Source organism: Lascolabacillus massiliensis, assembly GCF_001282625.1.
In the GTDB taxonomy this organism is placed as follows: domain Bacteria; phylum Bacteroidota; class Bacteroidia; order Bacteroidales; family Dysgonomonadaceae; genus Proteiniphilum; species Proteiniphilum massiliensis.
The window spans coordinates 932355-958280 of the sequence record NZ_CTEJ01000002.1; the positions used below are offsets into that span (position 1 = coordinate 932355).

23 protein-coding genes, 1 tRNA gene and 1 pseudogene are annotated in these 25926 nt (G+C 36.7%); 7 read left to right on the top strand and 18 right to left on the bottom strand.

Features of this window, described 5'->3' with window-relative positions; translation table 11 throughout:
- Positions 1-109: 109 nt before the first annotated feature.
- From metH to BN1354_RS08705, 7 genes are all read right to left on the bottom strand, one after another.
- Positions 110-3811, bottom strand: a complete 3702-nt coding sequence (metH, locus tag BN1354_RS08675) for a methionine synthase (RefSeq protein WP_053826862.1) — start codon at positions 3809-3811, stop codon at positions 110-112.
- A gap of 99 nt (positions 3812-3910) precedes the next feature.
- Complete coding sequence (locus tag BN1354_RS08680; RefSeq protein ID WP_053826863.1) at positions 3911-4855, bottom strand: nucleoside recognition domain-containing protein; 945 nt, start codon at positions 4853-4855, stop codon at positions 3911-3913.
- Between the two features lie 82 nt (positions 4856-4937).
- Positions 4938-5390 carry an SsrA-binding protein gene (smpB, locus tag BN1354_RS08685; protein WP_045088843.1) on the bottom strand — a complete coding sequence of 151 codons (453 nt, stop codon included), beginning with the start codon at positions 5388-5390 and terminating at the stop codon, positions 4938-4940.
- Entirely contained in the window at positions 5390-5941 is a 552-nt protein-coding gene (locus BN1354_RS08690) for a YIP1 family protein (protein WP_045088842.1), read from the bottom strand. Before BN1354_RS08690 ends, smpB begins: the two co-directional genes overlap by 1 nt.
- A 109-nt stretch (positions 5942-6050) precedes the next feature.
- The gene (locus tag BN1354_RS08695) at positions 6051-6797 is read right to left on the bottom strand and encodes a hypothetical protein (RefSeq protein WP_154904845.1); all 747 of its coding nucleotides are present in this window, start codon (positions 6795-6797) and stop codon (positions 6051-6053) included.
- A 22-nt stretch (positions 6798-6819) separates the two neighbouring features.
- On the bottom strand, positions 6820-8049 hold the full coding sequence (locus BN1354_RS08700) for an outer membrane beta-barrel protein (protein ID WP_053826865.1): 1230 nt from the start codon (positions 8047-8049) through the stop codon (positions 6820-6822).
- Positions 8046-8615, bottom strand: coding sequence for an RNA polymerase sigma factor (locus BN1354_RS08705; protein WP_053826866.1), 570 nt, complete (start codon positions 8613-8615; stop codon positions 8046-8048). Before BN1354_RS08705 ends, BN1354_RS08700 begins: the two co-directional genes overlap by 4 nt.
- A gap of 254 nt (positions 8616-8869) precedes the next feature.
- On the opposite strand from BN1354_RS08705, the gene sppA reads away from it, so the two are divergent.
- The 5 genes from sppA to BN1354_RS08730 all read left to right on the top strand — a co-directional run bounded on the left by sppA (position 8870) and on the right by BN1354_RS08730 (position 13801).
- Positions 8870-10645, top strand: coding sequence for a signal peptide peptidase SppA (gene sppA, locus BN1354_RS08710; protein WP_045088838.1), 1776 nt, complete (start codon positions 8870-8872; stop codon positions 10643-10645).
- Between the two features lie 7 nt (positions 10646-10652).
- On the top strand, positions 10653-11759 hold the full coding sequence (lpxK, locus tag BN1354_RS08715) for a tetraacyldisaccharide 4'-kinase (protein WP_053826867.1): 1107 nt from the start codon (positions 10653-10655) through the stop codon (positions 11757-11759).
- Positions 11722-12534, top strand: a complete 813-nt coding sequence (locus BN1354_RS08720; protein ID WP_053826868.1) for a purine-nucleoside phosphorylase — start codon at positions 11722-11724, stop codon at positions 12532-12534. The genes lpxK and BN1354_RS08720 overlap by 38 nt, the downstream gene beginning before the upstream one ends.
- A 75-nt stretch (positions 12535-12609) precedes the next feature.
- The gene (thiL, locus tag BN1354_RS08725; RefSeq protein WP_045090737.1) at positions 12610-13647 is read left to right on the top strand and encodes a thiamine-phosphate kinase; all 1038 of its coding nucleotides are present in this window, start codon (positions 12610-12612) and stop codon (positions 13645-13647) included.
- An 81-nt stretch (positions 13648-13728) separates the two neighbouring features.
- Positions 13729-13801: transfer RNA gene (locus BN1354_RS08730), tRNA-Phe, on the top strand.
- A gap of 111 nt (positions 13802-13912) precedes the next feature.
- On the opposite strand, the gene BN1354_RS08735 is transcribed toward BN1354_RS08730, so the two are convergent.
- Complete coding sequence (locus tag BN1354_RS08735) at positions 13913-14596, bottom strand: SMUG2 DNA glycosylase family protein (RefSeq protein ID WP_045088835.1); 684 nt, start codon at positions 14594-14596, stop codon at positions 13913-13915.
- 84 nt (positions 14597-14680) lie between these two features.
- Between BN1354_RS08735 and BN1354_RS08740 the strand changes: the two genes are divergently transcribed.
- The gene (locus BN1354_RS08740; protein WP_053826869.1) at positions 14681-15700 is read left to right on the top strand and encodes a DNA topoisomerase IB; all 1020 of its coding nucleotides are present in this window, start codon (positions 14681-14683) and stop codon (positions 15698-15700) included.
- Between the two features lie 12 nt (positions 15701-15712).
- On the opposite strand, the gene BN1354_RS08745 is transcribed toward BN1354_RS08740, so the two are convergent.
- The 5 genes and pseudogenes from BN1354_RS08745 to BN1354_RS08760 all read right to left on the bottom strand — a co-directional run bounded on the left by BN1354_RS08745 (position 15713) and on the right by BN1354_RS08760 (position 18496).
- On the bottom strand, positions 15713-16267 hold the full coding sequence (locus BN1354_RS08745) for a DUF3267 domain-containing protein (protein ID WP_053826870.1): 555 nt from the start codon (positions 16265-16267) through the stop codon (positions 15713-15715).
- Between the two features lie 26 nt (positions 16268-16293).
- Positions 16294-17016, bottom strand: a pseudogene (locus tag BN1354_RS08750) (multidrug DMT transporter permease); the annotation flags it as partial.
- Positions 17017-17136: 120 nt separating this feature from the next.
- Positions 17137-17808, bottom strand: a complete 672-nt coding sequence (locus tag BN1354_RS08755; protein ID WP_053826871.1) for a nucleoside hydrolase — start codon at positions 17806-17808, stop codon at positions 17137-17139.
- A 6-nt stretch (positions 17809-17814) separates the two neighbouring features.
- Positions 17815-17982, bottom strand: coding sequence for a hypothetical protein (locus BN1354_RS12040; RefSeq protein ID WP_157360205.1), 168 nt, complete (start codon positions 17980-17982; stop codon positions 17815-17817).
- A gap of 13 nt (positions 17983-17995) precedes the next feature.
- The gene (locus tag BN1354_RS08760) at positions 17996-18496 is read right to left on the bottom strand and encodes a 3'-5' exonuclease (protein ID WP_045088830.1); all 501 of its coding nucleotides are present in this window, start codon (positions 18494-18496) and stop codon (positions 17996-17998) included.
- A 338-nt stretch (positions 18497-18834) separates the two neighbouring features.
- Between BN1354_RS08760 and BN1354_RS08765 the strand changes: the two genes are divergently transcribed.
- Positions 18835-20256: a phage integrase SAM-like domain-containing protein gene (locus BN1354_RS08765; RefSeq protein ID WP_045088829.1), complete on the top strand. Its 1422-nt coding sequence runs from the start codon at positions 18835-18837 to the stop codon at positions 20254-20256.
- A 211-nt stretch (positions 20257-20467) separates the two neighbouring features.
- Here the strand turns inward: BN1354_RS08765 and BN1354_RS08770 are convergent, their stop codons facing one another.
- From BN1354_RS08770 to BN1354_RS08790, 5 genes are all read right to left on the bottom strand, one after another.
- Positions 20468-21040, bottom strand: coding sequence for a hypothetical protein (locus BN1354_RS08770; protein WP_053826872.1), 573 nt, complete (start codon positions 21038-21040; stop codon positions 20468-20470).
- A 237-nt stretch (positions 21041-21277) separates the two neighbouring features.
- A complete protein-coding gene (locus tag BN1354_RS08775; RefSeq protein WP_045088827.1) occupies positions 21278-21847 on the bottom strand; it encodes a hypothetical protein in 570 nt (189 codons plus the stop codon).
- A 105-nt stretch (positions 21848-21952) separates the two neighbouring features.
- Positions 21953-23419 carry a hypothetical protein gene (locus BN1354_RS08780; protein ID WP_053826874.1) on the bottom strand — a complete coding sequence of 489 codons (1467 nt, stop codon included), beginning with the start codon at positions 23417-23419 and terminating at the stop codon, positions 21953-21955.
- A gap of 692 nt (positions 23420-24111) precedes the next feature.
- Entirely contained in the window at positions 24112-24672 is a 561-nt protein-coding gene (locus BN1354_RS08785) for a hypothetical protein (RefSeq protein WP_045088825.1), read from the bottom strand.
- A gap of 74 nt (positions 24673-24746) precedes the next feature.
- Positions 24747-25817, bottom strand: a complete 1071-nt coding sequence (locus tag BN1354_RS08790; protein WP_045088824.1) for a hypothetical protein — start codon at positions 25815-25817, stop codon at positions 24747-24749.
- Positions 25818-25926 lie beyond the last annotated feature (109 nt).

The window sequence follows — 25926 nt, forward strand, 5'->3', positions numbered from 1 at the left end:
TAGAGTTGAGTATTCTCTTCATATTTATAATCCAATTAACTCAACACTCTTTCTCTTTGTTTACAACAACTCCTGAAAACGCTATATTTCTATTATGCAAGAATATACTTTAAACTAAATTGGCCATAAGGAATTTTCTGATCTCATCGGGATTCTTCTTTTTTCTATTCGCATAATCCACCATCTGAGCCTCATCAATTTCACCAATTCCAAAATATTTAGATTGAGGATGTGAAAAGAAGAGTCCGCTAACTGATGCATTTGGATGCATAACACCATTCTCAGTGAGTTTTATACCAATCTCTTCTGTTGAAAGAAGATCATGCAATGTAAAATTGGTAGTCTGATCCGGAATAGATGGATATCCAACAGCAGGACGAATACCCTGGAACCTTACAGCAAGCATTTCATCTATTGTAAGATCCTCATCACTGGCGTAGCCCCAGTACTCACGACGAACTTTTGCATGCAACCACTCTGTTGCTGCCTCGGCTAATCTGTCGAGAAGAGACTTCATAAGCAGTCCATTGTACTCATCTCCTTCGACACTATATCTCTCAAGCTGATCATCGGCTCCAAAGCCTGCAGTTACAGCAAAAGCTCCTATATAATCCTTCTTGCCTGATTCAAGTGGTGCAGTAAAATCACTCAGGCAATAATATTCATTCTTTCTTGACTTTTTCTGTTGACGCAGGAAAGGGAATGCAGTATAATCTTCTTTAGCATCACCTTTAACATAAATAGTATCATTATCACTGTATGCTTCATAAATCCCAAATACAGCCCTTATGTAATCCACATCATCTGATACAAATTTATTCAGCATTTCTACAGCATCGTCATATAGCTTGATAGCTTCTTTTCCTTTTTCACGGTCATCCTCCCTGAAACTTTCAATCCATTTAGCTCTCTCTTCATCACTCTTACCAATCCTTGTAATTGTATGAAAGCGTGCTGAGAGATTCCATGCAGGAAACAGAAACTTCCAATCCAACCATGGAATTATTTCAGCGATATTTATTTTATCCAATTTTATGCGGCCAAGACTATTAGGCTTGTAAGACTCAAAAGAGTTCCAGTCGATTTTATAAGCATTCTCTCTTGCCTCATCAATCGTGACCAGCTCAACTTCTTTTTGTGAATAATTCTCTCTGAGTCGCTCATACTCCTCCTTAACTTTTTCAATATACTCCTGCCTGCTCTCTCTATTCATCAGATTAGCCACCGCTGAGGGAGCCTGTGAAGCATCTTTCACATAAACTACCGGTCCACTATATTTAGGTTCAATCTTGAGTGCAGTATGCAGCTTAGAGGTTGTAGCACCACCAATCAGCAAAGGTATATTTAAGCCTGCTTTCTGCATCTCTTCAGCGACTACACCCATTTCGCCAAGTGATGGAGTAATCAGTCCACTCAACCCAACAATATCGGGCTTTTCTTTTTTTATTGTCTCAATAATCTTTTCAGGAGGTACCATTACTCCAAGATCTATAATATCATAATTATTACATGACAATACAATTGAAACAATATTCTTCCCTATGTCATGAACATCACCTTTTACAGTAGCAAGTAAAATCTTTCCTGCTTTATTTGATTCTTCAGTTGATTTTTCTGCTTCAAGCACCGGCTGTAAAATTGATACAGCCTTCTTCATAGCTCTTGCTGCCTTAACAACCTGAGGGAGAAACATTTTACCTGCACCAAACAGATTTCCTACACGATTCATACCCTCCATCAGTGGTTTATCGATAATATCCACAGCTCGGGGGTATATTCTTAGAGCTTCTGCAAGATCCTCCTCCATGTGATCACTGATACCCTTTACAAGAGCATAACTTAATCTTTCATCAAGAGTATAGTTGCGCCACTCTTCACTTTTTGCTTGTTCAGTATCAGTTGATTTATCTTTTTTAATTTTCTCGGCATAAGCCATTAACCGTTCGGTAGCATCATCATTCCTGTTGAATATAACATCCTCTACAAGCTGCTTCTCATTTTCAGGAATATCCTCATAAATAACAGATTGTGATGGGTTAACTATTCCCATGTCGAGACCTGCATTTATAGCATGATAAAGAAATGCTGAGTGCATCAATTCACGTATATAGTCATTCCCTCTGAATGAGAACGAGAGATTACTGACTCCTCCACTAACTTTAGCATGTGGCAGATTCTCTTTTATCCAGGTAACAGATTCAATAAAATCCACTGCATAGTTCTTATGCTCATCCATACCTGTGGCAATTGCCAGAATATTTGGATCAAAGATTATATCTTTAGGGTCAAATCCATTCTCTGTGAGTAATCTGTATGCACGTTCACAAATTTCTATACGTCGCTCGTAACTGGCGGCCTGACCCGTTTCATCAAATGCCATAACAACTACTGCTGCACCATACATCTGTGCTAGTTTTGCCTGTCTCAGAAACTCCACTTCACCATTTTTTAATGAGATAGAGTTTAAGATTGGTTTACCCTGGACACATTTCAATCCAGCCTCAAGTACATTCCAGTCGGATGAATCAATCATTATTGGTACTCTTGAAACATCGGGATCGGAAGCAAGCATATTAAGGAAATTAGTCATCTCTTTAACGCCATCCAGCAAACCCTCATCCATATTTATATCAAGTACCTGTGCTCCATCCTCTACCTGCTTGCGTGCAATATCAAGGGCCTCTTCATACTTTTGCTCTTTGATGAGTCTCAGGAATTTTCGCGAACCTGCAACATTACATCTCTCTCCAATATTTAGAAAATTTATTTGAGGAGAAACCTCAAGCATCTCTAATCCGGAAAGTTGCATATATTCAGACGGTTTGGATCTCTCGTGAGGAATAGCGCCTTTAACCAGATCAACATATTTTGAAATATGCTCAGGTGTTGTACCACAGCATCCGCCTACGACATTGATCAGTCTCTCATCTATAAATTCTCTTATCTGTGAAGCCATCTTTTCGGGAGTCTCATCATACTCTCCCAGTTGATTTGGCAAGCCTGCATTTGGATATGTTGATATATAGAATGGAGCTGCTTTACCCAATTCTTTGACATAAGGTTTGAGCTCTGCTGCACCCAGAGAACAGTTTAAGCCAATCAGTAGAGGGTTGGCGTGACTTACAGACGCAACAAAAGCACCAAGTGTCTGTCCGGATAAGGTTCTTCCAGCCTTATCCGAAAGTGTTACTGAAAGCATTATAGGAGTATTGATCCCTGTTTCAGCAGCAACTTCCTCAGCAGCAAAAATTGCAGCTTTGGCATTAAGAGTATCAAAAATAGTTTCAATAAGCAGCAGGTCTGCACCACCCTCCACAAGCGCAAAAATCTGTTCTTTATATGCAGACTTAAAGTGGTCAAAAGTGGCAGCTCGATACATAGGCTCTTCAACACGCGGACTCATTGACGCTGTTTTATTAGTAGGTCCTATCGAACCTGCAACAAAACGAGGTTTTTCTGGTGTAAGTTTTGTAAACTCGTCTGCCGCCTCCCTGGCTAATTTCACAGCAGCCCTGTTAATCTCACCTGCAAGATGACTCATCTTGTAATCCTGCATTGAGATTGATGTCGAATTAAATGTATTTGTTTCAATAATATCAGCTCCTGCTGCCAAATACTCACGATGTATCTCACTAATCACATCAGGCCGTGTAATTGAGAGCAGGTCGTTGTTACCTTTCAGCAGTACATCAAAATCCCTGAACCTATCACCTCTGAAATCCTCTTCAGTGAGATTATATCTCTGTATCATTGTTCCCATCGCACCATCCAGTATCAATATGCGATCGGATAATAAGTTTTCCAATTTCATCTTTACTCTATTTACTTATTTTGCATACTCATCCATTAAAATATATTTTCCATTTAATGTATAAACAGACATAAGCCTGTTTTTTTAGAGTATATAAATTCAAAAATAAGCATTATAATTGACTTTCTTCCTACTTGATAACCTTATTATTAGTCGTCGGGACCATACAACTACCCATGCTAATGCAAACCTTACGCCCAATATCCACCAGATCGACACACCCAGAGCAACAAATAACAGATTATCTTCAATAGCAGAGTGAGATACAGCAAGATGATGGTTCAGCAGATTAGCCTCTTCTTGCGTAACTCTCCCATCTTTCAACTGATCCATCATAAGAGCACCACCATAAGCCACCCCTACGATATAACCAATCAGCCATAGAAAGCCGGTATTTGCCGAGAGTCCAAAAAACTTCAACAATGGCTCAACTCCCTTGCTCAGCTTTGGAATAAGCTTGAAAGCATGTAAAAGATTATATAACAGATTAAGTGAGAAAATTACAACTGTAATCAATATTGAGATTTTAAGTGAACTTTTAATCCATATTAGCAAAAGCATACCGATTGAATCAATAACAACTACATCTGAGTGCACAAACAGGGGCATTCCCATATCAGCCGGCAATATTACATTAAGTATATAACCTGTTAATATACTCATTGTGATTCGCAGTGTTGTCATTCCCCAGAATGTAGTTCCTGTTTTTGCCTGAACAGCACTCTCAACAGGCAAGTTATGAGCAATCTGACACATGAGAGCAAGAATAGTGAGTTCTCTTAACGTCAAACTCATAGAAGTTATAATAGCCAATGGTGCATAAAGAGGAAGAAAAACAGATGTTATAAAAATGATAGCAGTACTTCCCGGAAGTCCCAGATTCATAAAAACGGGATCAAGAAATCCAGCTAAAAATTCAAGTACACCAAAATATCCTAAAAACCTGACAACAAGAGAGATTGGCAGGATAATTTTCAGCAGCCACAAAGTGGTGGCACCGGACTTCTTCATGGCCGGCACCAAAATATATTTTTTAAAATTCATATTATATAGAAAGTATAAACTTACGAAATGATAACCTAACTAAATGATAACCTAATTTACTGATAACTTGAAAAGAGAACAATTACTTCTTAAACATTCTGTCCATAGTACGTTTATCCTCTTTCTCTCTCAATGACTGACGCTTGTCATACTGTTTCTTACCTCTGGCAACAGCAATTACAATTTTAGCCAATCCCTTTTCATTTATAAACAATCTTACAGGTATAATCGTGTAACCTGTTTCTTTTGTAAGCCTCCTTATTTTACGCAGTTCGTTTTTGTTCAGCAACAGTTTGCGATCCCTACGTGAATCATGATTATTATATGTTCCATAAAAATATGGCGAAATGTTCATATTACGAACCCACAAACCAGAGCCCTCAAACTGGCAGTAAGTATCTACCAGGCTTGCCTTACCGAGACGAATCGACTTGATCTCCGTACCTGTAAGAACGATTCCTGCTGTAAACATTTCCAGCAATTCATAATCGAATGTGGCTCGCTTGTTTTTTATATTTATTTGAGGCTGATTCATTATTTAATTGTTATGGAAAAAAGCTGATGAATAGTAGCCGGTGCAAGAATTATCAATGCTGAAGCAATAAGAGTGAAATTTGTAAGTCTATCCTCTTTTATCAAGATAAAACTCTGAGCTCCGGTATACACCAGGTGAATAGTATATAGTGCACATACCCATAAAATAATAAAACCGGGAAAAAAGGGAATAACAATATACAACAAATAAATCACAGCTGAAGCAAAACCGACAAATTTCTGATACATTGACAGGTTTTTCTCCAAACCAAATCTTGGTGCAAGATCATTTATCGCATAAGATGCAATAAAATAACCTCCGTAAACTGCAACAATGCTTATTATAGAGTTCTTTAATGCACTTTCCATATTACCATCTTGTGAAATCCACAATCCCCCTATAAATGAAGTTAGTGCTATTATTCCAAAAAGCGGATGCAGAAAACGGTTAAGAAACTCGTTATAAGTCCTCTTTTCCCTATTAATATCTTTCCAGGCTTTTGGAGAAGCTACAATAAGTTGTGTGATTATTACTAAAATTTCTCTCCACATTTCTAAACAATTTTGGAGAGCAAAGGTAGTTATTTTCAAACAAAAAACAGCAGCACTCATATAAAGTACTGCTGTCTTTTAATTTATGTCGAAATAAAATCTATAAATATCACTTTTTCACAGTAAGCGTATATATCTGTGATTCGACCGGTTCATTACGATCTTTTTGGTGATATATGAATTTGATGTTAAGCTTCTTAGTTTCAGTACTGCTAGTACCTTCGTACATTGATCTCAATTGTGACATATCAACAGCCAGAAAATCTGTTTTCTTTTCAAGTGTAGCACCATCAGCAGTGCCTGTATATGTTATATTCAGATCAATTTTTATTTCATCGCTATCTGGATCATCATCCCTTTTGTAAAATTCAACATAAGCTGATTGTCCTTTTGGCACTTCATAAGAATATTGAAATATCCAGTTGTCATCCATGAATTCACGAGAATCAGCATATAATGGAGGAGCTATTTCAAGAAACTCTTTTGGATTTTCTATTTCCGGCAACTGACTCATTCTTAGCATAGTCTGACGTACATCAATAACATCACTGGTTATTTGCACTAAATCTGCATTGATAGTCTGACCACCTACACTTAATGGCTTGGTACCATTCTGTTCATCCCAACTGTAGCTCATTATTTTAAAAGTACCCGGCATCATCATAGCCATATTACTTGAAGTGATAATTCTTGCTGGTGAATAGATTGAGAAAGTTTTGCCAAAAACAGTACCAACATCATCACTTTCTATATAAACAAAAGTTGTGTCTGAATAATTATTGCTAACCTCTCCTAGACATGATGTCATAAAGAGTGCAGTCACGATTAAAGTCAAAAAAAGAATTGATTTTTTCATTACATTTTCTGTATTTAGTTATTTACTTGAATTCATATCTGAGACCCAGACTCAAATCCATCACGATTTTTCTGTCTGAGTAAATTGTTTTAAATTCATTCTTAGCGTCAAAGTAGTAAGCACCTCCAATTTTACCGTACAGTTTAAGATCTTTGTAGATTGGGTAGGATAACCCGAGACCTGTATTTACCGACAGCTGAGGATTTCTTTGAGTTATTTTTTCATCAATTATTACAACAGACTTGCTCTGATCATCTAATGTCTGACCAACTCCCTCTTCACGGAATTTACCATAAACATCTTTCTCAATCATACCACCCAATGATACATACACATTCAGATCTTTTAAAGAAAAGAGTTGGTAGTTAAGATTTAGAGGTACTCCCAGATAATGCAGACTTTGTGTCTGTTTATTCTGGAGCGTATTACTTGTATTCTTGCTTTTTGAGTAGAGGTATGAGTATATCAGACCTGTTTCTACAGATAGATTATGTGCTATTGATTTTGAAATTGTTACTCCAAATGAGATTGGCTGATCATGCTCCATTTCGGCTATATTGTCTCTGAAATTATTTGCCTGGAACATCTTCTCAGACTCATCAATAAAATTAGCCTCACCCGAAACAGCAGCACTCCTTAATGTCATCGGTGAGTTTACAGTTTGATGAAATGAGGTCAGTCCACCCTTTCCACCGAACGACAATATATACTCCTCTTCACTGCCCATGTCATAATCAGCATATAGCAGTGAATAATCAGCTTCAGCAATTATTGACTCTTCACTAAACCTATTTTTCTCAATAACCTCATAATCCTGCGACTCTTCATGATCAATATAATCAGCAATTATATCAACAGGGTTTGTTGGCTCCACAACAATCTCTTCTACAACAGGAACAGCTGTTGTCACACTCCTGCTTACAAACAGTTGAGGTTTTACCACTTCTGCTTCTGATTGCGGATTAAGCTCCACTTCAGTAGTAACCTCTGTTGATGATGGAGCTGCATCCGATAAAAGAGGAGCATCTGCTACCTCAGGTCTATTCATATAAAACAGTCCCCCCACCATCAATAATAAAATTACAGCAGCAGAGCTAGCATACTGCCATCTGCGGCGAACAACCATCTTTCTAGTGAGAGATATATTATTCAACGACTCATCCAGCCTCATCCAGCCATCTGACGGAGGAGGTACTGTAAAATCATTGAATTTAGATTGAAACTGTTTTCTTATTTTATCTTCTGAATTCATTGTACTTTTCTTTGATGGTTTTTTTCAAGCATGGCTTCAATCTTCTTCTTTAATAAAGTTTTAGCCCGAAAGAATTGAGACCTCGAAGCAGCTTCATTTATGCCCAGTTCTTCAGCAATTTCTTTATGCGACATATCTTCAAAAATGTATAGATTAAACACAGTTCTGTATCCCGTTGGTAAGTTTCTGATCATTTCAAATACAACTTCCCTGGGAATATCTTCTATGTCGAGTAAATCATCTGCCTGATCTTCGGATTCATTAATATACATCTGTACATACTCTTCCAGAAATAGATTTTTTCTCTTTTCTTTCCGATAATTCTCAAGCGCCAGATTTACAAATATTCGTCTTAGCCATCCTTCAAAAGAACCTTCGCCCGTAAAAGAGCCAATCTGCGTAAAAACACGGATAAATCCATCGTGCAACAAATCGCGTGCAATATCCTCATCACCGCAATAACGTACACACACACTCATCATTACAGGAGCAAATCTCTCATATAATGCTCTTTGTGCATCCCGGTTCTGTTTCTTACACGCTGATATTAGTTGCGAATCATCCATTATTGTCGCAGTTATTATAAAGATGAATTAAAAGATAAAACGCTGCATAAGTATAGCTGTTTTATCCAAAATTTACCTTTTTTTAAGAAAGGTAACTATGCGAAACCTATTCGATTTCCCGTTTTAACCTTCAAATATAATGTTCATACGAGGAACCTGCAAGTGAATTTATTAAGAATGTATAATTTTAAATTGCAGGAGCTGTGTTTTTTGTATATTTTTGTTTTGTATATAATTCAAAAAACAACCTCATTATGAAAGATTTTCTAAAAATCGTGCTTGCTTCTGTTTTGGGATTTCTCATTGCTCAAATTATACTGTTTTTCATAGCAATGATAATGTTTGTAGGTGCTGCAAGCTCATTCATGGGTTCAATGACCTCTGATAAATTTATCCTTCAGGAAAACTCAGTACTAAACTTAAAGTTAAGTGGAACTATTGTTGAACGGACCGCTGAACCTGATCCGTTCACATCAATGTTAGGTTCAGATTACATCACTGAGATGGGGTTAAACGATATTGTAAGTGCCATCCGCAAAGCAAAGAATAACAGCAAGATTAAAGGAATTTACATAGACTCTCGTGAAGTTTCCGCATCAATGGCTACTCTTGCAGAGATCCGTAGTGAGCTTGAAAGTTTCAAGGAGAGCGGCAAATTCGTTGTTGCTTACGCCGACAGCTACAACCAGGCAGGCTATTATCTGGCATCTACAGCCGATAAGATAGCTATCAATCCTCAGGGAATGCTCGATATTCATGGTCTGGCCGCAAACCCAATTTTTATCAAGGATGCACTTGACAAGTTGGGAGTAAAAATGCAAATATTTAAAGTGGGCACATATAAATCTGCAGTTGAACCATTCACTCAGAACGAGATGAGTGAAGCCAACAGAGAGCAGATCTCTTCATATCTGAATGATACATGGAGCTTCATAAGAAAAGACCTTGCAGAATCTCGCTCACTATCAATAGAAAAGATCGACTCGCTTGCCAACATATTCACATTGACACAGTCAACCGATTTCCTTCTTGCAGAGAACCTGGTTGACACAATTCTCTATGAAACTGAGATGAAAGAATATCTCAGATCACTACTGAATATCGACAGCGATAAAAAGATCCCATCGGCAACTGTTGCTGATATGAAATCGGTAAAAACCAAATCCATTGAGAAGACAAGCAATACTATTGCACTCCTCTATGCACATGGGAATATTGTTTCAGGCAACGGTTCTTCTAACATTCAGGATAAACATTTTGTCAATGAGATTGAAAAGCTGAGAAAAGATAAAGATATCAAAGCAGTTGTTTTCAGAGTAAACTCAGGAGGAGGCAGTGCTTATGCTTCAGAGCAGATATGGAAAGCTATAGAAAATCTTAAGAAAGAAAAACCAGTGGTTGTTTCTATGGGTGACTATGCAGCTTCAGGCGGATACTATATTTCTGCTAACGCCAACAAGATAGTGGCACAGCCAACAACACTTACAGGTTCTATCGGTATATTTGGTATGTTCCCCGATCTTGAAGGAACAACTAAGAAACTGGGCGTTCACACCGATGTTGTGAAGACCAACGAGTTTTCCGATTTCGGAAACTTGACACGACCAATGAAAGATAGCGAAAAACAGATAATGCAGAAATATATTGAGAAGGGATATGACCTGTTCCTCACACGTTGTGCTGAAGGACGCGGTATTCCAAAAGATACGCTTGCTCAATATGCAGAGGGGCGTGTTTGGACAGGAAACCAGGCACTCGAGATTGGTCTGGTAGACGAACTTGGAGGTATAGAAAGAGCCATTGAGATTGCCGCTGAGCTTGCAAACCTTGGCAAGAGTTATGTTGTGTTTGAATACCCAAAACTGCGCTCACCACTTGAAGAGCTTCTGCAACCTGCTAAGGAAGAGCTTGTTGCAAAAACCATCAGGCAGTACCTGGGTGATAGTTACGATACATTCATGCTTTTGAAGGAGATTAAAGAACAGGATTATCTCCAGGCACGCATCCCTTTCGAGTTGAATATTAAATAAAATATCTATGGACATTCCTAAGGTTGAAATCCGCAAATCCTTACTGCCCTTATCGTGGCTGTACGGGACCGTTGTGAGTTTCAGAAACTGGTTGTTCAATAAAAATATACTCAAACAGCGGTCGTTCAGCATCCCTGTCATATGTGTGGGGAACATAACAGCAGGAGGTACAGGAAAGACACCTCATATAGAGTATCTTATACGATTACTTTCTCCTAAATTCAAAGTTGCTGTATTAAGCAGGGGATATAAACGAAAAAGCAAGGGTTTTCTAATCGTTGACACCAATTCTAATGTAAGAAATGTTGGCGATGAACCATTGCAGATAAAAAAGAAGTTTCCCGACACCTTGGTTGTTGTTGATAAGAACAGGGTGAATGCTATAGAAAAAATCATGTCTATCGAAAAAGAGGAGCGTCCCGATGTTATACTACTAGATGATGGCTTTCAACATCGTCATGTAAGACCATCATTATCAATTGTGCTGGCTGACTGTAACAGACCAGTGTTTGAAGACAGATTATTGCCTGCGGGACTGCTGCGAGAGCCTCTTAAGAGTATAGATAGGGCTTCTGTTGTGGTAGTTACAAAGTGTAATCCTGATATGCAGCCCATTGATTTCAGAATATATTCAAACGGACTGAATCTATATCCATTTCAGGAACTATTCTTCACTACATTCGATTATGACAAGCTGAGTCCGGTATTCCCTGAGCTTCATCCTGAAGTGGTATCTATAAACGACCTGCGCAAAAAGCATCTGTTTCTTGTAACTGGTATCGCCTCACCTGAGCCACTTGTAAGAAAACTTGAGTATAAGACATATAATCTATACACAATGTTCTTTTCGGATCATCACAACTTTACCAGAAAAGATATTCAATCAATAGAGAATATGGTAAATAGTGTTGAAGATGAAAATAAGATAATTGTGACTACTGAAAAGGATGCAGTTCGCTTCCGTGATTTGGCTTATTTGCCGGAGAATATTAAGAATATTATGTACTACCTCCCGGTGAGAGTGACATTTTTAAATAATAAAGAGAGAATAACATTTAACAAAAAAATAGTAGAACATGTTAGAAACTATAAAACAAACAGCAGATTATCTTAAAGGTAAGATTGGTGAAATCCCGAATACGGCGATTATTCTTGGAACTGGTCTTGGTGAACTTGTCAATGAAATTGAGGAAAAGAACGAAATCCCATATACTGAAATACCCAACTTCCCTGTATCAACAGTTGAAGGTCACAGCGGAAAACTGATTATCGGTACCCTGGGAGGAAAAAAGGTTCTTGCCATGCAGGGAAGATTTCACTACTACGAAGGCTATAATATGCAGGAGGTTACTTTCCCAATTCGAGTATTCCAAGCTCTGGGAATAGAGTATCTGTTTGTCTCAAATGCAGCGGGAGGTATGAATTCCAGCTTTGATGTAGGTGACATAATGCTAATTGAGGATCATATCAACTTCTTCCCAGAACATCCTCTTCGTGGTAAAAACTTCGAGGAGCTTGGCACACGCTTCCCTGATATGAGTGCAGCTTATGATAAAGAATTGCGTCAGATGGCTATGGATATAGCAAAAGAGAAGAACATCAAACTGCAGCATGGTGTATATGTTGGCGTTCAGGGTCCAACTTTTGAAACACCGGCAGAATATAACTTCTTCCGTATCATGGGTGGCGACGCTGTTGGTATGTCAACTGTTCCTGAAGTTATTGTTGCCAATCATGCAAAAATGAGAGTACTTGCATTCTCGATTATCACCGACCTTGGGGTATTGGGTAAAATAGTTGAAGTATCTCACGAAGAGGTGCAGGAGGCTGCAAAAATTGCACAGCCAATGATGGCTGAAATTATGCGTACAATAATTCAGAGAGTCTGAATAAAATAGTAATCAAATAATAATAGGGAGTGTCTAACACTGAATCAGATGGCATTCCCTGTTTTTTTATATCATATGAAAAGAACAGAAATAGCAACATTGGGAGAGTTCGGTCTGATAGATCATCTCACAAAAGATATTAAAACCAAACAGGAGACAACTGTAAAGGGGGTTGGTGATGACGCAGCAATTGTGGACAATGCGGGAAAACGTACTCTTATAACTACCGATCTTCTTCTTGAAGGAATTCATTTCGATTTGATTTATACTCCATTAAAGCATCTGGGATATAAAGCAGCTGTGGTAAACTTCTCTGACATATATGCTATGAACGGAAAACCCCAGCAGATAACTATATCACTGGGCATAGCAAAAAGGATGTCAGTGGAAGATCTCGAGGAATTCTACAGTGGAGTTAAGACTGCTTGTGAAATTTATGGAGTTGATATTATTGGTGGTGACACAACTTCTTCTCTAACAGGCTTCACAATTAGTATCACATGTATCGGAACTGCAGATGATGATAAGATTGTATATAGATACGGAGCTAAAGATACCGATCTGATTTTTGTTTCTGGCGACCTGGGGGCTTCCTATATGGGTCTGCAGCTACTGGAGAGAGAAAAATCAGTGTTCGCGAGTAACCCCGACAAGGGATTTCAACCCGATTTTGGAGGCAGGGAGTATATTCTTGAACGTCAGTTAAAACCAGAGGCACGCAAGGATATAGTAGAGTTGCTGGCTGAAAATGGAATAGTCCCAACATCAATGATTGATATATCAGACGGGCTCTCATCCGACCTGCTTCATATCTGCAAACAGAGTAACGTAGGTTGTCAACTATTTGAAGAGAGAATTCCAATTGACTACCAGACTGCGGCAATGGCGGAAACATTCAATATGAATGTAACCACTGCAGCTCTTAATGGTGGGGAAGATTATGAGCTGCTGTTCACCGTTCCGCTTACCCTGCATGAGAAGATGAAGGATATCACCGGAATACACCTGGTAGGCCATATCACTAAACCTGAAAACGGCTGTTATATGATTACACGTGATGGTGTTGAAATAGAATTGAAAGCACAGGGATGGAATCCCATTGCAGAAAAATAATATTTTTTTGCAAAATGTTGTTTCAAATTTTGTAAATCCTGAAAATGCGATTATCTTTGCACTCGCAAATAAGGCAATGTTGGTGCCATAGCTCAGTTGGTAGAGCAAAGGACTGAAAATCCTTGTGTCCCCGGTTCGATTCCTGGTGGCACCACAAAAAGACCTGAAACTTTGAGGTTTCAGGGCTTTTTGCTTTAAAAACCTCTAAATCACTGTGAGTATTATTTTCCGAAAATAATTTAATTATTGAGTAACAGATTCAATTTCACAGAAAAGCGTTAATATATTTATCGATATACAGATCTCTTTCCTTCGATTTATACTGCTGAATATATCTCGGATGCTCCAGGACAGTAAGTTTATCAAACATCTTCTCCTCCCTGTTAAGCTTCTCAATAAAAACAGCATTCTTCTTGCCCAACACAAAAACCTCTGAGCAGTCCAGACCAAGATCAATATGTTTCTTCAATGACTCAATCATAAACTCTTTCACCATCTCAAATAGCAGCGAGTCGTCATAATAATTTGCATTCAACCAGCTACCATCTTTTGTCTCCCTGATAATTGCCAGAGGGAAGGGTGAGTTGATATAAAAATCACTATAAAACCGTTCAGGTCCACCATAAGCTTCAATCATATCATAGACAAAAACAGAAGAGACCTCATGGGTATGGGCAGACTTCATCTCTATACCGCAAACAGTTGCCAGCCTTTTAGTATCAGTGAAAGGAACACCAGTTACCCCTGCCCCTTTTCTGCTTGGATTAATACCCAATATTAATCTTCTCTGCTTGTTGTCATTATAATACTTGTGATAAAACCGACTCATCACAACCATTGTTTCGGGGTTATCTATGAAAGGATTAATCACCTGAAAATTATCGGGCAGATTGCCCTTGAAAACCAGCTCCCGGTTAAAAAAAATTACTCTGTCAGCAAATCTTAGCATAATTCATTACACCATATTACAATTTAATATAATGAACCAAATTTAATACGGTTATGTTTTAGGAAAAAGATTTATTATCATTTTATGGCAGCAAAATCTAAGCTTGCATATGTCGAGAAGATCGAGAATGGAGGAATATTTCGTGAAAAAAGGGGAAAAGGATTCAGATATATTTGTGAAGGAGTTAAAGTTACTGACACAGATACCCTCAACAGAATTCGCCGACTTGTAATTCCTCCTGCATGGAAAGAAGTATGGATTTGCTCAATGGTTAATGGTCACATACAGGCCACCGGCATTGATGCAATGGGGCGTAAACAGTATATCTATCATACTGAGTGGGTAAATCAGAGGGATAAGAGAAAATATCACAGGATGATTCAGTTTGCCTATGCCCTGCCTAAAATAAGATTACAGATTGAGAAAGATCTGTCACGCAAAGGTTTGCCAAAGGAGAAAGTGCTGGCTCTTATAATCAGCCTTATGGAGCGCACAAGCATACGAGTTGGCAATAATACATATGAAAAACTATATGGCTCATTCGGACTTACCACCCTTAAGGATAAGCATACCGAAATAAAGGGAAGCGATATCATATTTTCATTCAAAGGGAAGAAGGGGGTTTACCATGATATAAATTTACGTAACAGCCGGCTTGCACGCATGGTTCAAAGATGTAAAGAGATTCCAGGCAAGGAGCTTTTTCAGTATTACGATGATGAGGGAAAGCGTCAATCTATCGACTCAGGTATGGTAAACGACTACCTAAAAGAGATAAGTGGCGAGGAGTTCACTTCTAAAGATTTCAGAACCTGGGCAGGAACAGTAAAAGCATTTCTCGCGTTCAAGGAACTTGGTTGTGGTGGATCAGAATCAGAAAAAAAGAGGCTAATAACAGAGGCTGTTGATAAGGTTGCCACAAAGTTGGGAAATACTCGTGCAGTTTGTAAAAAATACTACATCCATCCCGAAATTATCACCTCTTACGAGAATGGTGCTCTACAAGAGTATTTTGATCAGCTTGATGCAATTGAAGAGGAGGATAATTATTCGGATCTTACAAAAGAGGAGAAAATTGTACTATCTATTTTAGAGAATAAATGAGTTGAAATGAATTTAACGGGAGTGTTTTCGATATATAAAACAACCCGGCTCACTAGGGTGATCCAGAACAAGAGTCTCCATACTCTCTTTCCGAAGAATCCATATCACCATGATATCACCTGCAGCAGCACTTATAAAAAAAACACCTATAATAAGTAACATCAGATTACCGTTAAAAAGAGATATTACAGCTGGAATAAGACCCAATATGATGGCTGGCATTAAAGCAGCAATAATGTAATGTCTCAACTTCAATGGTTCAACACAATGACAGTATGGTGTTATTGGACTCCATAAAATTCCAAATCTTATGCTTTTGAATCCGCTTTCAGCAAATAATCCAAATATTAAGCCATGAATTAGTTCATGAAGTACAATGCCAACAATAAAAAGTAAAGAAAATATTAATATATCATACCAATAGAACTGTAATACAGGACGCCAGAGAAAGTAAAATGGCAATCCTAACAGAATTAAAGGAACAAAAAATAAAACAACCGCCAGTTTACTTGCTTCATAAATATCTATGGTTTTCTTTTCTTTTTTGTATTGTTCTAAACTCAGCATTTTAGATAAACTAATTATTTAAATTATCAACTCCCTCCTGAAATTACTATTAATGATAACCCTGCAATAAAGAGAATAAACATCATAGTTAAAAGGGTATTGGTAGATTTAGGAGCCCCTTTAAACTCTTTCCAGATGAATACACCCCAAAGTGCGGCAATCATAGGTGCTCCTTGTCCCAGTGCATATGAGATTGCAGGACCAGCCTTGCCTGCAGCTATATAACTAAGTGCTGTGCCTACACCCCAAATTATACCTCCTAATATTCCTACTAAATGCAGATTCATTTTCCCTGCAAAATACTCTGAATATTTGATTGGTTCTCCAATAAAAGGTTTTTTCATTACAATGGTGTTGAAAATAAAGTTACTGGCAAATATTCCCAGACTGAAAATGAAAAAAGCCCCGTATGGTGTCATTAAACCTGATATAGGATTTTCAAGATTGCTGAGATCCATGGAAGAGGCAACAAACCTGTAGAAGAATGACATTAATATTCCTGCAAATATTGCAATTATTACTCCCTTCTTTTTAGTTTTCACTGTTTCGGTTACAGAACTCACTTTCCCTGAAGCTATACCGTTCAAAATTATTGCAATTACTATGAGTGCGACCCCAAGAAATAATATAACAGGATCACCTTTGGGAGCACCAAAATAGTTTATAAATACACCAAGGACCAATGCTATACTGACTCCTACGGGGAATGCAACTGCCATTCCGGCTAATGAGATAGATGCTGACAGCAGTTAATTTATTAAACAGGTCTCTGAAAATAGCATCTCTATTAAGAGATGTTGCCATTCTGATGAAGTGACGTGAGTGGTTGATACTATACGTAACCTGATCAGTTAGTATAGGACTATGTACTAAGTTTGTCTGTCCCAGGATGGATTAATTAAATAGGCTATAGCCACTACATCCCATATCTCCTTTGACCATGCATCCAGGTTTTGACTATTATATCCTTTAACAATTTCATATAAATAGTTGGATAAATCGTTTTTCCCTTTAAGGTACAATTCCAGCTCCGGTATTGTAGTTGTAAAATGTGACACAACAGGTCTGCAAGGGGTTATAACTAATGGGACACCTGAGTTTAGTACAACCTGAGCTGCTAAAACATCCTGCATTAAATTGAACTCTTTTTGTGTTGGCCAGTTTAAATCATTGCCTCCTAACCAAACAACAACTATGTTTTTAATTATCTGAGGTTCTATAAGAATCGCTGATGCAACATTGGTGATGCAACCAGTTGAAACAATATACAAAGGATTATCAGGAGTACTCTTCATAGCTTTGGATACCAGATCAAGTGCTGCATCGCTTCGGATTGGCTTTGAAATGTCTTGCAAATACTCCGTTGATCCTCGGAAAACTAATCCATCTGAAGGTCTGTTCATAAAATCTAGCAGTCTTAATATCTCTTGATAACTTTTTTCCATACCATCTGAAGGACTTTCAGACCGGTCATTAAAATAGGGTGCTGCATAAATTGCTTCAACAGTTAGTTTGTCTTCTGATAAGAGTGCATAGGCCATTGCAAACTAGTCATCAATTTCATTATAAGTGTCGGTATCCAGCACCATCCTTATTTTCCCTCTGTTTGGTGTTAAAAGATCTATTCTATCAGTCTCACTTATAGAAGGGAAATCTTGACTAAACAGTAATGAACAAGAGAATGACAGTAAAATAAATAGTACTCCTTTTTTCATATCTTTTAAAATTTTAATCCTCAACCATTATCCTTAATGCAATCTGAGCACATGCTTCTGCATCAGCCAAAGCGTGATGGTGGTTTTCTAGTTTATATCCACAGTAGGCGGAGACAGTATATAGTTTATAGTCGGGCAATCCTTTCAGTAGCATCCTTGCATTCTGCAGTGTGCAGTGAAACTCATATTCGGGATAGTCCATCTGATACATACGGAAACAGGCTTTAAGGCAACTCTCATCAAAACTCTTGTTATGTGCGATCAGAGGGAGTCCTTCAATTAGAGGTTCAATCTGACACCATACATCCGGGAATATTGGCGCATCTACTGTATCTTCAAAGGTGATACCATGAATTTTCATGTTCCAGTAACAATAATATTCCGGTTCGGGACGAATAAGACTATAAAAGCTATCTGTTATTTCGCCATTGCGCACGATTACTACACCTACGCTGCATACACTGGTTCGTTGTTCATTGGCAGTCTCAAAATCTATTGCGGCAAAACTTCTCATCGGCTGAAAGGTGTGTTTATCATATAATTGTTCAAATGTAACAAAAACTTTGAATATATAATAAAAAACACCTATCGTATTAAACGATAAGTGCTTAATTATTAGAGCGGCAAACGGGATTCGAACCCGCGACCCTCAGCTTGGGAAGCTTTTAAACAGTTATTTCTGTATTTTTTCTCTATTTTCAAATAATTCATAAATACCTGTTTAACAGCATATATAATAAATTATTAACTCTTTCCTATTTCTTCTATTTGTATATTTTTGCTACTTTTGTTTGTTATTTGTTTGTTATGATTGTTTGTTATATATCGAATACAATCTAAAAATATACTGATATGAAATTCTACTATTCCAATAACGGTATAACCGTTAAACTTGTTCGAGATATAAGGAATAAAAATCCCGAAAATGAATGCCCACTACGGTGGCGTGTAACATATAAAAGAGATAGCGACTACTACTCTACAGGAAAAGTATTAGATCGTGAGGACTGGGAATTATTTGAAGCTTCAGAGGAAGCTGATTTTAATTTTAAGACTAAAGCGGCACATCTAAGAGAGCATAAAGACGACATACAAAAATATTTTGATGATATTCTTAAACCCGCAGTTAAAGAGACTGCAGACAATTTCTCTTTTGCAGCACTCGATCACAAATTAGGCAAGTCGGATATCTTAACCGTAAATGATGCGTTTACGGCCAAAATAAACACTTTAAACAACACCTTCAAGGTCGGGAATGCAACAATATACAGAACCACATTAAACGCTCTTATACGTTTTCAGTATTACAGAAAAATCAAAAGTAAAATAGCCAAACAACTATTTATTGAAGAATGTGTAAGTAAAAAGCATAAGACAAAAGGTAAGGATGTTTTAAACGTCATCGCTGATATTAAATTTGACGATATCACGGTGAAATTTTTATCTGACTGCGAAGACTTTTGGAGTGCGACCGGTATAGAATACGCTACTATCGGGATTTATATGAGAACACTTAGGGCAATAATAAACAATGGAGAAGACCCTTATTTAAGCGGAACTCGCTATCCATTTGGAGAGGGCAAGAATAAATATTCTATTCCGGAAGGTGGGAGAAAATCTATCGCTTTAGACATTGAGGACATTTGGAAAATAGAGGATTTTGAGACTGACAATCAAGGATTGATGGTTGCAAGGGATATTTTCATATTCATGTTCTATTGTAACGGACTAAATTTCGGTGATCTATGCAGGTTGCAATACAAAGACATCGACGGAGCATCCCAAGAGATTGTATTTCATCGTAAGAAAACCAGAGATACAAAAAAGAAAAAAAATCCAGAGCCTATTTGCGCTCCGCTACTACCTCCAATGGTAGAAATAATTAACCGACACGGCAATAAAGAACAGAATGGATATATCTTTCCATTTCTTAACGGCATCGAACGAGTAGATCAAAACGAAAGAAAGATAAAAGACGCTATTCAACTGGCATTAAACCCAATAAATAATTCATTAAAAGTAATAGCAGCACAATTAGGGATAGACCGGAATTTATCGACCGCCTATACCCGTAACAGCTACGTAACTCATCTTACAAGCGAAATGTATATTAGTGAGATTTTCGTTAAACAAATGGTTGGCCATAGTACTGGAAAGAATGTAACCGCCGGCTATAATAATCCATCCCCCAAAAAAAGGAGAGAGGTGAATTCTAAACTATTAAACCCAAACAAAAAATATAATACGATAAGTCTATTGTCTGTAACCGGATGATCGTTTCCCGAAATATGACAGACTGTGTCTGTTAATTTCAAAGATAAGGAAACCAATTCCTGTATAACACCGAACTGGTTGTAAAATGTGATATTTTAGGCACCTTCGCTAAATGAAAACATTATCCCAACTATTTGTTTAATGAAAATATGGTATGAGCGCGTTAGAATTTAGAAAGTGTAATTACATTTATTTTTAAGTCATTAATCGTCTAAAGTCCAATTAACTTTAGACTTATCCTTTTATAAAGATTATTATTAGGAATATATGTCGATATTCTTTGTCCATCAATAATAGCTCTATTATAACCGGCATACATATCATACCAGCCATAACCAAACCCGAGGGATAGCCTTAATCCATTATTATCTCTATTTAAATATTGAACTAAGCCCATTTCTAAAAATGTACCGGGTGAAAATCCAGTAAATTGGTATTTACCTACATTCTCGGATAGTATATCATTGTTCATCCGTTTCTCTAATGATATATACTCATATGGAATTGGTTCGAATGAAACCGACCAATTCGTGTAAACACCTGTAGATTGGAAAAGTGGTCGTGAATAAAAAGTAGAAAAAAACAGATTGAAACGTTTAATATTATCTTCATCAAAATAATAGCTGCTATTTCTTGAACTATCCGACCATCCAGCAATATCCAATGGAACGGAAAGGAACATAGTTCCAGCAGAAATTCCAAAATACTGATTGAATTGAAGGCTATAAGTCAACGAAAAATGATATGCTATGTTACTGGAATTAAAGTAAAAACCGCCATCCATACCTAAAGTTTTTTGGATTTGCGCATTCAAATAAACTGAATTAAGAAAAAACATAACCAAAACCAAAGTACAAAATATTATACGTTTCATGCCGATATTTGTATCATTATTTGTTCTTCTATTTTTGCAGAAAGAAACAATTAGTAAAATAATAGTCCCTCATACTAATTATAATTGTGAAAACATTAATTTATTAGCTAAGAGACTATTTAGTATTTTGTTTGCTATAGTTAAATTTTAATTGCTTCTTCCGTAGGGCAATACATAGGCAAATTTGAGATCGAAAGCCGGATAGAATAAACCATACGGTTCATCGAGGTTGTAGCCGTATCCTGCTCCTAACGAATAACTGAAAATCCAATGTCTTCCAATATTTCGCTGTCCTCCCCAATTCAGATTTGTTAGCAATGTATTGGTCAAATAATGTATCTCATCAGTTAATGGTTTTGATACATATTTCACTTTTAAACCGATAAAGTTTCCCGAATTGAATAATTTCGGTTCACTTTTATGGTTATAAATAAACTTGCCATTTACTCCTAAATGTACGCTCGGATTCAATAATGTCCAATGCCAATCCATCCTGAACGTAAGGGCTTCACCTTCACCGAAATCATAACTTGGCCCAAGACCAATGCTCGGTTCAATGGTTATTTTTTTCGCTATGGGTAACTCAACCGCCAGATCAAGTCCATTTATTCCCAATCCTATTCTGGATACTGTTTGCAACTCTTGTGAATACAAAGTGTTTGTAATAAAAAGGGAGCAAAATAAAAAGTATCTAAAAAGTAGTTTCTTCGTTTCCATTTATATATTCGTATTATTTTGATTATTTTACTTTTAATCCGGCGCAAGCAAATAAACACTCACGCCGGATATAAAATTTAAATATAATATTTTACTATGATTCTATTACTTGTCTTTTGTCTTTTTAAGAATCATACCTTTTACTTCACCGCCGGAATCAGTTGTTGTATATGCGTAAACAAATGCAGATTCCACATTAGGAGCTTTATTCTTGACATTTTTTGCTAAAGTTTTAAGGGCACTTCCAACCAGTCCTAAATTTGAATTGTATTCAACTTCAAATACAACACCACTATCAAAAACTTTCACTTGGCTTGGCCCGGGTTTCCAAATTTTATCGGAACCAATAAAAACATGCATCTGCTTTTTCTTCAAATCTATAATATGTATTGAAATACCCGGAATCGGTACTTTTTGAAAAGGATTTGTATTCCATATACTCTTGTTAATCGCCGCTTCTCTTTGCTCAAGAGCTTGAGTAAGATAGGGGTCTCCTAATTTTTTCAGATAATCTAATCCTGCTTTTGTCATTAAGTCTATACCTGCATTTGCAATATCAAGTGAATTAACTTCAATCTCTTTTCCTAAAATAATAGGTATGGTAATAATATTACCATCCGAGACTTTCTTGTCAAATTTATACAATGTAGAGACTTTAGCTAAATTTCCCATGAATTTGCCGTAGGTCATTCTCTTAGTCTGATCATGTAAATCAGGCATGTCAGGTATATCTAACTTATCATATACAAAATGAATATGTTCCCATCCCATAACTGTTCCAGGCCCCCAACTTGCTTCTTTAGTCCAGTTATGAAGCAACGATCGTCTTCTTATTACAGCCGCTTTTAATCCTGTTTCACTATAGACCAAATAATTATAACTATATAAAGAAGCACTCAATCTTCTTTTATGTTGAATATCTATTTTGTGAGCACTGTTATTTCCGAATAAACCTGCAAGTCCTTTCCCAACCAAAGTATACGGTTCTGTTGACATAACAGGAAAATTCTTTATATCTACAGGATCTCTTTGTAGATTATATGCGGTTGCACGTGTAGAGATAGATGAAATATCCTCTTCATCTCCATCCGGTTCTTCATAAAAATCTTCTTCTGACAAATCTTTGAAAGTATCAAAAAGAAATATTTCATTGAATTTTTTTAAATCGGTAGAAACTTGCTCAAAAACTGAAAAATCAGAAAGCGTGTCAACAACTGTTTGATTTGACATATGGGTAAATAGTGTACCCTGTCTTGTAATCATATATAAGGTATCATCTACGATAATTTGTCCTTTTTCATTCAATAATTTTCTGAAATTTTCATTTGGAACGAGTACCTCGGAAATATCAGAGTCAAATGCTGAAACAGAAGATGCCGATCGAGTATAACCTGTATTGTTTATCGCATTTTTTAATTCTTCCTTACTACTAAAAGCATTGATCTCAGAAACAGATTCTGTCTGTTTAACCAAAATTTCATTCTCAAAATTATCTTCACTTTTATTGCATGAAGACAAAAACTGAAAAACAACAAAACATGCTACAAGCATGAATACATTAAACTTTTTCATTTTGTAAAATTGTGTTATGTCCCTACGCATTCACGACGAAATTAATAATTGCTTTTATTGCTTGTCTTATTTCAGCCACAAGCTTGCTGCCATTGAGAAGAGGATAGAGTATTTATCCAATATTGTCATTTAGAGTTTACAAAGAAACTTTAGTTAAAGTCTCAACTCTACCTTATCAATTAATTTCAAATTCCCCCCACATAGTGCCGTGATCATTGTTGAATGTAAGAACAAAACTCCTGCGGGTAATTCTGAAAGAGAAATTGGCTTGGAATCAAATATATTCTAAAAGTAATATTTGACCCCAAACTTACTAGCAGGGACAATATAGCTGTCAAATAAAAGTACTTAATCAATTTCATTTCCATAAAATTTTTAAAAGGCAGCATGCTGAAATGATAGTGCTACTATTTCAATAGACATTTGTCTTAAAAAAGAATATCGACGTTTAATCCTACGGAGGAATTGTCTTGCAACCGGCTATATTCTCATGGATGCTCCAGGTATCTATTTGTTAACCGCTGATAATGATAAGAAACAGCTAACAATATACGAGCTTCTCCCGCAAGTGGATAAGAGAATCCCATGTCCTACCCGGCCTTTGACGTAAGGAGCGATCTTACCACGTGAGGAGAACGTATATTTCACATTCATATGGCTCATGCTCATCCATGCGATACAATCGCAGGAGACTAAAAAATAACACCTACATTAAATCCAATGGAAGATATGTTTTTCCTTACAGAGTTCGACATATATTTATATGTTACAGGCTGAAAAAGATAAAACACGGATACAGTTAATGCCTCTCCAAAATGATTTGAATGTTTTAAAATGCCTAAATTGATAGTAGAGTTAATCCCCCCCTTTATATCAAACGGTATAGTAACATAATCGTTTTCAATTTCATCTACATAAGAAAGTTTTTTCTTATGGGAAAAGAATGCATAGCCAATGTCAACCTTAATGAAGGGGTTTACCCGATGATTTGACGAAATACTATATTTTCCATGTAGATAAGGCTTCCACGCATTATGCCAGCCTGTTTGAAAATAATGATTATCTATTAATTCATTTTTTAAATCCGTTCTATTATTATAGTCTACAAATCCAATTCCTACTCCTAATGTGAAATTTTCTGTTAATTTATATCCTGGAGAAAACTGGAAGTTATAACTAAAAACGTCATTTATCCCCTTTGCGGAACCTGCTTCAAAAAAAAATTCCATCTTTTCTAAGTTCTGGCCGTTCATGTATGTGCATGCGAAAACAAATAACACAAATAATGATGTCCTTAAAATCGAAAACATAATCCTTTTTTTTATATTTATAATAAAATAATGGTTACTGCTACAGGTATTAACCACAGGCCCCAATTAACCAAAAAACTTGCAAGGTCTTCCCCAAAACCCGTACCGTTATCTAGTGACATTAAATGATTTATATCTACAGTATAAATTCCTGTAAAAGAGTATTTAGGATAATCTTCTCCGCATGCGAATTCCAATTTAATTTTATCAACTTCTGATGGCTTTATAGTTTGATAATACCTGGATGCAGAAACATAATATTTATGGGGGGAATATTCAAGTTCTTTTAGACCTTGACTTGTTATGGGGGTTCGAACGCCATTTGTTGAATACCAATAACCCCTTGATGTCATTTTCCCATTATACCAATGAACAGCCCCTTTCTTCCTAAAACATAAATCAACTCTTCCTAGTTTAACTTTAGACCCGTCTTTTGAATTTTTATCACTAACCTCAATTCCTCTCAAAGTAATCCAAGCTTTTCTTTTTTTATTCATATTTTCTTTATCCAAGGTAAGATACTTTATATCTGTAAATGCGCGAGTATTGGGATTTTCCTCTACATCAACATTTACATTTTCGGGCATACCTAATCCTAATTCTTGAATTTTTTCATAAGAAAAAACATCACGCATATCTATCTCTTTTCCAGCTATTATAACTTTACCTTGCTGATTTAATAGCTTTGCAATAGCCTCGTCACTTACTGGCAGGAACGCTGCATAATCTTCTTCGTATTCAGGATAATACAGATTGGGGAATTTCACCTTAAATTCTTCATATCCTCCCTCACGTTGGTAATAATCGTCTGCTTCAGTCATAGCCTGATCAAATTCTCTAAATAAAGAAATAAATTCTTCCCCGGAAGCAGAACGGGTAAAAGAGGCAGTTCCAACTTCATTATTTCTCACTTTTTCGACAGCTTCTAAAAATGCTGCTTCATTATCAAACATAAGAATTCCATCCGATTGCCTAAAAACTGTATTAGTTTCATCGGTGATCGCTACTTGTTGTTCATCCAACTCATTATTACAAGAGGATAGTAGCATGCATGTTAATGCCAGCAATGTAAAAAGAATTGTTCTCATAATTGTAATTTTTTTGTCCCCATACCGTACATATTGTATTCAAGTACTCAGGGTATGAATAAATATTTGTCAATGAACTATCTTAACAACCTTCTTTCCATATTGCGCA

What these genes read in the sequence shown, in the direction of transcription:
- metH (WP_053826862.1), bottom strand. Translation starts at nt 3,811, where the DNA reads ATGAAATTGGAAAACTTATTATCCGATCGCATATTGATACTGGATGGT.
- BN1354_RS08680 (WP_053826863.1), bottom strand. Translation starts at nt 4,855, where the DNA reads ATGAATTTTAAAAAATATATTTTGGTGCCGGCCATGAAGAAGTCCGGT.
- smpB (WP_045088843.1), bottom strand. Translation starts at nt 5,390, where the DNA reads ATGAATCAGCCTCAAATAAATATAAAAAACAAGCGAGCCACATTCGAT.
- BN1354_RS08690 (WP_045088842.1), bottom strand. Translation starts at nt 5,941, where the DNA reads ATGTGGAGAGAAATTTTAGTAATAATCACACAACTTATTGTAGCTTCT.
- BN1354_RS08695 (WP_154904845.1), bottom strand. Translation starts at nt 6,797, where the DNA reads ATGAAAAAATCAATTCTTTTTTTGACTTTAATCGTGACTGCACTCTTT.
- BN1354_RS08700 (WP_053826865.1), bottom strand. Translation starts at nt 8,049, where the DNA reads ATGAATTCAGAAGATAAAATAAGAAAACAGTTTCAATCTAAATTCAAT.
- BN1354_RS08705 (WP_053826866.1), bottom strand. Translation starts at nt 8,615, where the DNA reads ATGGATGATTCGCAACTAATATCAGCGTGTAAGAAACAGAACCGGGAT.
- sppA (WP_045088838.1), top strand. Translation starts at nt 8,870, where the DNA reads ATGAAAGATTTTCTAAAAATCGTGCTTGCTTCTGTTTTGGGATTTCTC.
- lpxK (WP_053826867.1), top strand. Translation starts at nt 10,653, where the DNA reads ATGGACATTCCTAAGGTTGAAATCCGCAAATCCTTACTGCCCTTATCG.
- BN1354_RS08720 (WP_053826868.1), top strand. Translation starts at nt 11,722, where the DNA reads ATGTTAGAAACTATAAAACAAACAGCAGATTATCTTAAAGGTAAGATT.
- thiL (WP_045090737.1), top strand. Translation starts at nt 12,610, where the DNA reads ATGAAAAGAACAGAAATAGCAACATTGGGAGAGTTCGGTCTGATAGAT.
- BN1354_RS08735 (WP_045088835.1), bottom strand. Translation starts at nt 14,596, where the DNA reads ATGCTAAGATTTGCTGACAGAGTAATTTTTTTTAACCGGGAGCTGGTT.
- BN1354_RS08740 (WP_053826869.1), top strand. Translation starts at nt 14,681, where the DNA reads ATGGCAGCAAAATCTAAGCTTGCATATGTCGAGAAGATCGAGAATGGA.
- BN1354_RS08745 (WP_053826870.1), bottom strand. Translation starts at nt 16,267, where the DNA reads ATGCTGAGTTTAGAACAATACAAAAAAGAAAAGAAAACCATAGATATT.
- BN1354_RS08755 (WP_053826871.1), bottom strand. Translation starts at nt 17,808, where the DNA reads ATGGCCTATGCACTCTTATCAGAAGACAAACTAACTGTTGAAGCAATT.
- BN1354_RS12040 (WP_157360205.1), bottom strand. Translation starts at nt 17,982, where the DNA reads ATGAAAAAAGGAGTACTATTTATTTTACTGTCATTCTCTTGTTCATTA.
- BN1354_RS08760 (WP_045088830.1), bottom strand. Translation starts at nt 18,496, where the DNA reads ATGAGAAGTTTTGCCGCAATAGATTTTGAGACTGCCAATGAACAACGA.
- BN1354_RS08765 (WP_045088829.1), top strand. Translation starts at nt 18,835, where the DNA reads ATGAAATTCTACTATTCCAATAACGGTATAACCGTTAAACTTGTTCGA.
- BN1354_RS08770 (WP_053826872.1), bottom strand. Translation starts at nt 21,040, where the DNA reads ATGGATGGCGGTTTTTACTTTAATTCCAGTAACATAGCATATCATTTT.
- BN1354_RS08775 (WP_045088827.1), bottom strand. Translation starts at nt 21,847, where the DNA reads ATGGAAACGAAGAAACTACTTTTTAGATACTTTTTATTTTGCTCCCTT.
- BN1354_RS08780 (WP_053826874.1), bottom strand. Translation starts at nt 23,419, where the DNA reads ATGAAAAAGTTTAATGTATTCATGCTTGTAGCATGTTTTGTTGTTTTT.
- BN1354_RS08785 (WP_045088825.1), bottom strand. Translation starts at nt 24,672, where the DNA reads ATGAACGGCCAGAACTTAGAAAAGATGGAATTTTTTTTTGAAGCAGGT.
- BN1354_RS08790 (WP_045088824.1), bottom strand. Translation starts at nt 25,817, where the DNA reads ATGAGAACAATTCTTTTTACATTGCTGGCATTAACATGCATGCTACTA.